This window comes from Halobacillus sp. (genome assembly GCF_049282395.1).
Classification (GTDB): Bacteria; Bacillota; Bacilli; order Bacillales; family Halobacillaceae; genus Halobacillus.
In genome coordinates, this window is the sequence record NZ_JBAPTY010000231.1 from 1 (window position 1) to 7,325 (window position 7,325).

Annotated in this window: 7 protein-coding genes and 1 pseudogene; 6 read left to right on the top strand and 2 right to left on the bottom strand. The window is 42.6% G+C overall.

All coding sequences use genetic code 11. From position 1 onward, the window contains the following. Window positions 1-156 precede the first annotated feature (156 nt). The 6 genes from WAM07_RS10135 (at window position 157) to WAM07_RS10160 (ending at window position 5,457) form a co-directional block, all read left to right on the top strand. Window positions 157-942, top strand: coding sequence for an enoyl-CoA hydratase/isomerase family protein (locus WAM07_RS10135; RefSeq protein ID WP_422166525.1), 786 nt, complete (start codon window positions 157-159; stop codon window positions 940-942). Between the two features lie 12 nt (window positions 943-954). Beyond that, window positions 955-1,926, top strand: coding sequence for a quinone oxidoreductase family protein (locus tag WAM07_RS10140; protein ID WP_422166527.1), 972 nt, complete (start codon window positions 955-957; stop codon window positions 1,924-1,926). Between the two features lie 278 nt (window positions 1,927-2,204). Continuing rightward, window positions 2,205-2,771, top strand: coding sequence for a GNAT family N-acetyltransferase (locus WAM07_RS10145; RefSeq protein ID WP_422166529.1), 567 nt, complete (start codon window positions 2,205-2,207; stop codon window positions 2,769-2,771). Between the two features lie 10 nt (window positions 2,772-2,781). Beyond that, window positions 2,782-3,618 (top strand): protein phosphatase 2C domain-containing protein, encoded by an 837-nt coding sequence (locus WAM07_RS10150; RefSeq protein ID WP_422166531.1) that lies wholly within the window; start codon window positions 2,782-2,784, stop codon window positions 3,616-3,618. 48 nt (window positions 3,619-3,666) lie between these two features. Continuing rightward, complete coding sequence (locus tag WAM07_RS10155) at window positions 3,667-4,476, top strand: alpha/beta fold hydrolase (protein WP_422166533.1); 810 nt, start codon at window positions 3,667-3,669, stop codon at window positions 4,474-4,476. Between the two features lie 75 nt (window positions 4,477-4,551). Continuing rightward, the gene (locus WAM07_RS10160; protein ID WP_422166535.1) at window positions 4,552-5,457 is read left to right on the top strand and encodes a branched-chain amino acid transaminase; all 906 of its coding nucleotides are present in this window, start codon (window positions 4,552-4,554) and stop codon (window positions 5,455-5,457) included. Between the two features lie 56 nt (window positions 5,458-5,513). On the opposite strand, the gene WAM07_RS10165 is transcribed toward WAM07_RS10160, so the two are convergent. Together WAM07_RS10165 and WAM07_RS10170 are read right to left on the bottom strand one after the other, a co-directional pair. Further along, window positions 5,514-6,182 carry an O-methyltransferase gene (locus tag WAM07_RS10165; protein WP_422166537.1) on the bottom strand — a complete coding sequence of 223 codons (669 nt, stop codon included), beginning with the start codon at window positions 6,180-6,182 and terminating at the stop codon, window positions 5,514-5,516. A gap of 703 nt (window positions 6,183-6,885) precedes the next feature. Continuing rightward, window positions 6,886-7,325 (bottom strand): annotated as a pseudogene (locus tag WAM07_RS10170) (ABC transporter permease); the annotation flags it as partial.

A 7,325-nucleotide genomic window follows, 5' to 3' on the forward strand; every position in this document is an offset into this window, starting at 1 on the left:
ACTTGATGAAAGGAGAAGAACGAATAAGGATTATGAGAAATGTGTCCATTCTTTTAAGTAACTATCTTTGGGAAGATTCGATAGAACGCAACCGTGCAATTGCTGAAGTGATGATGGAAGAAAAACAATATATTTCTTAAGAAGGAGATGGATTATATGAAACTAGGTAATGATCATTTGAGCGTGGAGCTTAACGGACCTGTACTTTCATGTGTATTAAACCGTCCTGATGCTTTAAATGCATTTTCAGACGATATGATATCCGGGTTAAAAGAAGCGATTAAAGAAGCTGAGCAGAATGGTGACATTAAAGTAGTTGTATTATCAGGAGCGGGAAGATCTTTCTCAGCGGGCGGTGATGTGAAAAGTATGGGATCTGGTTCTTCCCAGGAAGTTTATGATCATATCGGAAAGCTTAACGAGTTGATTCTTATGATAAAAGACCTTTCTAAGCCAGTGATTGCGGTCGTACATGGTTACGCAGCGGGGGCCGGTTTCAATTTAGTTCTTGCTTGCGACCAAATTTTAGCTGGAGAAGAAAGTAAATTCGTTCTTAGTTTCGCCCAGGTCGGATTAGTATCAGATGGAGGGGGTCACTACTTCTTAGCGAAAATCTTAGGACCATATCGTACGAAGGAGCTATTATTCCGCGCAGAACCTATTCCTGTTGAAACAGCTGCAGAATGGGGACTGGTCAATCGCGTCTACCCTTTATCAGAATTAGAAGAGTCGGCAATGGAGTATGCTCTCCGTCTTGCTAAAGGCCCGGGACGTGCTATGGGCATGATGAAGAAAATGGTGGATCAGGCTGAGAACCAGGATCTGGCTGCTGTTCTTGAACAGGAACGCATTACTCAGACGATGATGGTGACAACCGAGGATCATAAAGAAGGAGTACAGGCATTTAAAGATAAACGTAAGCCAGCCTTTACTGGCCGATAGGAGGAAGCATTGATGAAAGCTATTCAGTTTAAAGAGTACGGCGGACCAGAAGTATTAGAATCTGTCCAAGTGGAAGACCCTGCATTAGGTGAAGGCGAAGTAAAAATAAAAGTCACAGCTATTGGAGTTAATTATGCAGATACGGCTCGACGGGAAGGTGCTTATGTAGTTCCAACGCCTTTACCTTTTATTCCCGGGGCTGAAGTAGCCGGGATTGTGGAACAAACCGGGAAAGGTGCGGACCAATTCAAAAAAGGAGACCGTGTGGTAACCTTAATTGGTTCAGGAGGATACGCGGAATATGTGGTAACGAAAGAAAGTAATCTTATCCCTGTGCCGGAAGAGCTCGATGATGAGAATGCGGTGGCCATCCCTCTTCAGGGGCTGACGGCTTATCATTTGCTGACAACAATGGGACGGTTGGAAAAAGGAGAAACCGTTCTTATCCATGCTGCAGCCGGAGGAGTCGGCTCGCTCGCCGTACAGCTGGCGAAGCACTATGGAGCTGAGGTCATTGCAACAGCCAGTTCTGAAGAAAAGCTGAACCTCGCAAAAGAATTAGGAGCCGATCATACGGTGAACTATACCAATTCGAACTGGCGGGAACAAGTCATGGAAGCAACAGATGGAAGGGGAGTTGATATCGCTCTCGAGATGGCTGGCGGTGACATATTTCATGAAACCGTTAAGTGCATGAGATCGTTTGGGCGCTTAGTAGTTTATGGCGTAGCAAGTGGAAATCCGCCTCAAATGTATCCATCTGGATTAATGAACAGAAATCTTTCTGTTATTGGTTTCTTTCTTCCTCAAATTATGAAGAAGCCTGTCTTATTTGAAAAAAGCCTGAAAGAATTATTAAAGCTTGTGAACACAGGGGAATTGAAGCTCACGGTTGGAGGGGTTTACAACCTTGATGAAGCCGCTCATGTCCACGAAATTCTTCAAGCTAGGAAAACGAAAGGGAAACTTGTTTTAAAACCTTAAGTTTATAATTGTTCGGAATCCCGCAGGAGTACACCTCTTGCGGGATTTTATAATCTCTGGGGAGTCTTGCAGATAGGTTCCCGATTGTGAGACATTTTCTTTATCCATTATCACGAAAGTCTTACACAATCCGGCCCGACTGTAAGAATATAACCACAATATATAACATGGCCCATGAAAAATAAAAGAAGATTATGAAGGATATTTGTTGATAAAGATCGAAATGGAAACATCAGTCTAAATAGGACATTTACTAGTTAAAGATAGGAGTTGTTTGAATGTTTACATACAAAATTGATGAAGAAGTCTCATTAAAATTAATAGAACACAAAGATGCCGAAGAGCTATTTACGTTATCAAATCTGTCCAGAGAGCACCTCCGGGTGTGGCTGCCCTGGATTGACTTCACTCATTCGGCCGAAGATACAAAAAAATTCATCCAGGCAAGTCTTGAAAGGTATGCTCGTAATGACGGATTAACGGTATGTATCCTTTCAAAAGGGAATATCGCTGGAGTGGTGGATTTTCATGAAATAAATTGGAGTCATAAAAGAACCAGTATCGGTTACTGGATGGGGGCGGAGTACACGGGCCGTGGATTGCTGACCAGGGCCTGCCGCCATTTGTTCACGTATGCTTTTGAAGATCTCGGACTGAACCGGATTGAAATAAGAGCAGCTGAGGAAAATTTAAAAAGCCGTGCAATACCTGAACGTTTAGGGTTTATTGAGGAAGGAATCATCAGGGACGCCGCGAACATGTACGGCAGCTATGTTAATCACGTGGTTTATGGAATGCTTGCCAAAGACTGGCTGACTGCAAAAGACAATAAATCCTTTATTTGAGGTGAAATAAATGGTGGAGCGTAAGCTGAAAGTCGAGAAGGTAAATTACACAAGCCCTGACAAAAAGGAAAGTGAGGATGCCTGTATTATTAATCATGAGGCAGGTATTTATGGAGTACTGGATGGGGCAACTCCTTTAGATGAATTTCAAGATGAACAAGGTCACAATGGCGCTTATGTAGCGGCTCGAATTTTTAAAGAACATTTTGAAAGTCTTGCCTCTAGCGCAGATCTCACGAAAGAAGTTAGAGAGGCTAATTCAAAGTTGTATCATCAAATGCTTGCGTATGGGATCGATGTTTCTGAAGGCTACAAACGCTGGTCTACATGTGTGGCCATTGTCCAAGTGGAGGAAACGCACATCAATTACGTGCAATTAGGTGATTCCATGATCGTGGCTGGCTACACACATAAGTCAGCTAAACTGCTCACTCAGGATACCGTTAAAGGAATTAGTTCAAGAGCAAAACTAAAACGTGCATCTGATCGTGCTAATGGAATCGACGTATTCGATGAAAAATATTATGAAAATAAATTGAATCAATTGCGATATAATCGTTCGTTGGCCAATCAGCCAGGTGGCTACACAGTGGCAAATGGAATGAAAGAAGCGAATCTATATCTTCAAAAAGGCAGGATTTCCACTGAAGATCTAACTGAGGTACTGCTCGTTACTGATGGATTATTTCACCCTGACTACGACCTTATGGATTCTTATCACCAGATAAAAACAATTGGTTTAACCCCTTATATTTACAATCTGACAAAAAATCTTGAGGATCGTGTAATGCCGGTTGACGACAGGACGGCCGTCCGTATTACTTTTAACTCGTCTTATTCTGAATGATACTTTGCAACATACACTGAAATAGAAAAATAGTTGGGAGGAAAATAAATGCCTTTTTTGCAGCTTAAGGACGGAACTAAGTTGTATTATCAGGATCAGGGGTCTGGCAAGCCATTACTAATGATTCATGGGGTTTGGATGAGCAGCCGTTTCTTTAAAGAACAGGTTCCTTTTTTTCAACAAAAATACAGAGTTATAAACCTGGATCTTCGAGGTCATGGGCAATCATCCAAAACAGAAGATGGCCACACGGTAGCCCAATATGCGAGAGATGCAGCTGAGGTTATTGATTTGCTGCAGCTTGAGGATGTTACTTTACTTGGATGGTCAATGGGAGCCTTTGTTATTTGGGAATATCTCCATCAATTTGGCGAGGAAAAGGTGAAAGCCACCGTAATTGTTGATGAACTCGCTTCTGATTTTAAATGGGATGATTTTGAGATCGGGGCTTTTGACCTCCCTGCATTGATAGGAATGATGCGTGAGATTCAAACGAATCAGGAAGGGCTCCTTAGAGGATTTCTTCCATTAATGTTCAAGGAAGAAGTTGGGGAGGAAGACTTAGCCTGGATGATAGAAGAGACAACCAAAGTTCCAGCTTCAGTAGCCAGTGCTATTTTATTTGATCAATCCATTATTGACTGTCGTCCTTATCTGCCTTCGATAACTGTTCCAACTTTATTGTGCTTTGGTCGAGAGGAAAAGTTGATTCCTTTGGCTGCAGGAGAGCATTTAAAAAATGAAATCGCCAATTCCAAGTTGGAGGTCTTTGAATCGAGCTGTCATTGCCCATTTCTCGAAGAATCGGAGCGGTTTAATAAAGTTGTCGATTCGTTCATTGCCTCGTCTCATAAATAATGAACGTTAGGGAGGGCGCTCCATCCCTAAAGATGCTATGTAGGTTTTATTTAAAAACGTGAGAGGTGGGGCGTGATGAAGTATCTGTTTGACGTGAACCGATTTGTAGATGAACGTGCGTTGACAGTCAGTATAAAAAATAAAGGACTTAATTACGGTTTGGGCTGCTTTGAAGGAATTAGAGGGTTTTGGAATGAAGAACAGCAGCAGTTATTTGTTTTCCGTTTGGAAGATCACTTAAAAAGGTTCCATCAATCAGGAAAAAGTTTATTTATTCCGATCCCTTATTCAGTCCCCGACTTAACACAAATCATTCGCAGACTCCTAGTATTGAATCAAGAAATGACTGATGTCTATATCCGCCCCGTGTGCTTTAAAGGTTCAGATACCCTTCGCCCTAATTTGAGTGATCCATATAATCATCTGGGCATTTTTACTACAGTTTTAGACTATAAACCTAAGGAAGCTTTAAAAACATGCATATCCTCTTGGACGAGAATGGGGAGTAATATGATTCCTCCTCAAGTAAAACCAACGGGTGGGTACTTGAACTCCGCTCTTGCGATCAACGAAGCCGAGCTTAATGGGTTTGATGAAGCCATTTTTTTAACGAAGGAAGGAAATATTAGCGAAGGCGCAACAGAAAACATTTTTATCGTACGTGATAATCAAGTGCTTACTCCACCTGTTTCTGACGATATCCTTCCGGGCATTACGAGGGACACGGTATGTACAATTCTCAAGAATGAGTTTGGGATTATTGTTCAAGAGAAAAGCTTCACAAGAGTGGAGGTGTATGAAGCCGACGAAGTGTTTTTTACAGGAACGGCTATTGGCATAAAGCCGGTAATTCAAGTGGATCGACGGATGATTAGGAACGGCAGTGTGGGCTCACTCACGAAACAGATTCAGGATATTTATGATCAAATAGTAAGAGGAAAGGTGAAAGATTATCTGGATTACTGTTTTCCAGTTTACTAATGTATAGGGCATTAAGGAATAGACCTTTGTCGGTTAGAAGTCTACTCCTTAATGAATTACTTTACGACCGCCAGCAAAAATCCATCATATCCTTTGCTTCCTACTGTCTGAATCGCTGTTGAATCGATACGTGGTTCATTTGATAGAATATCAAACATGTCACGAATACCCTCTATGTCAGGATCTTGGCTATCCTTTACCACCACTTCTCCATTGCGGACCACATTATCTACCACAATACAGGCCCCTCGCGCCGATAGATCTATCGCCCACTTAATATAGGATGGGTTATTTCTTTTATCAGCATCAATGAACACAAAGTCAAAAGGATCAGTTTCCTTCTCTGCAAGTGAGGGGAAGGTTTCATTTGCTGGGCCGAGGAGGATCTCAACTTTCTCCTTAAGTCCAGCATTTTCTATATTCCTTCTTGCTGCTTGAGCGTGTTTTTCACTTGCTTCCAATGTAATAAGTCGGCCATCTTTTGGAAGAGCACTTGCCAGCCATATACTGCTGTATCCACCCAGAGTTCCAACCTCGAGAATCCGCTTAGCTCCTTTGATTTTAGCCAGTACGTGAAGCATTTTTCCTTGAGCTGCTGAGACATCAATGGAAGGGAGACCAGCTTCTGAATTAGATTTTAAAACTTCGTTCATTTCGTCCTTCTCTGGAACCAGCTGGCTATTAAAATAGTCATCCACCTCGGTCCAAGTTTTCTGTGTACTCATTAAAAGACCTCCTTAATTTTATGGGGGAGAGACTGTTAAATCTCTGTATTTTTTATTAAAGAAAAGCTCCCATTACTTGAAGACTTGATTTCGAGATGAATGGGTCCGTTACGTTAAAGGAAAGAGGGCTGGTGGGGAAATAACTCGCTTTCCTGTGGGGGAACTGGTGAGCCTCCTCAGTCGTTTCACTCCCTGCGGGGTCTCCCCTAGATCCTTCTCCCACGGGAGTCTCATCATTTCCCCACCAGCCCATCCATTTCATGTGAACGGACTCTTCTAGAAGAGAAAGATTCTCGTACTTAATCTGGATTAAATGCTTTTATGACAGGCTATTGCGGAGCGTTATACCCTAAAATAGGTACAAAACCACATGGTCTAACTCCTCATCACGCAGGTGATGTTTGAAGTGGTTTCGAGCTTCTGATTTGGCAAGGTCCGGAGGGGGACGATGAAGACTCCTGTGGGATAAACATGATCGGTGAGACCCCGGAAGTCGAAGACTGAGGAGGCTCTGCACATGCCCACGGAAAGCGAAATCGTCCCCCGCAGGACCTTACCTACAAACCGATATCTCGAAACTGAGTCTTCAACTATTCGGCCCTATTGTGTAATAAGCCTTTTTGAAAATCCACAATAATCTTTAATGGAGCCAATAGAAAAAAAGACGCTTTTCATATAAAAAAGCGTCTTTCAGAATAGACAGTTATCCTTGTATATCACGGTTACGATAGCCGATAAATCCGCCAGCCATCAAGACCGCTGCAATGACGGTTAGCAGAATAAGCACGAACGTATTTACATCTTCAATAGGAAGTTCGGGAACGTGCCCGAACGGAGTCAGGTTTCCTACCCATTCATCAAATTGAAATACTCCACCTAAATACACCACGAAAAAGGAATAGCCAAGATACAACCAGGTGAGGCCCGTAAATTTAGGCAGTAAGCCTGTCAAAAGAATAGCGAGCCCAATGAAGATCGCGAGTGCCGGCAGATAAACCATTGCCGCACCATAGATCGTGGCAAGTGAAGGTCCATCTTCCAGTACGGCCAAAGCCGCTGCTCCAAGACCAAGGGCTGCAAGGGATAACATAACAAAACCAACAATTAAGGAGATCAGCATGTAGCTTGCAAGCAGCCGATTAC

Coding starts and splice junctions, on each gene's coding strand:
- WAM07_RS10145 (WP_422166529.1), top strand. CDS start 2,205: ATGTTTACATACAAAATTGATGAAGAAGTCTCATTAAAATTAATAGAA.
- WAM07_RS10135 (WP_422166525.1), top strand. CDS start 157: ATGAAACTAGGTAATGATCATTTGAGCGTGGAGCTTAACGGACCTGTA.
- WAM07_RS10155 (WP_422166533.1), top strand. CDS start 3,667: ATGCCTTTTTTGCAGCTTAAGGACGGAACTAAGTTGTATTATCAGGAT.
- WAM07_RS10160 (WP_422166535.1), top strand. CDS start 4,552: ATGAAGTATCTGTTTGACGTGAACCGATTTGTAGATGAACGTGCGTTG.
- WAM07_RS10165 (WP_422166537.1), bottom strand. CDS start 6,182: ATGAGTACACAGAAAACTTGGACCGAGGTGGATGACTATTTTAATAGC.
- WAM07_RS10140 (WP_422166527.1), top strand. CDS start 955: ATGAAAGCTATTCAGTTTAAAGAGTACGGCGGACCAGAAGTATTAGAA.
- WAM07_RS10150 (WP_422166531.1), top strand. CDS start 2,782: ATGGTGGAGCGTAAGCTGAAAGTCGAGAAGGTAAATTACACAAGCCCT.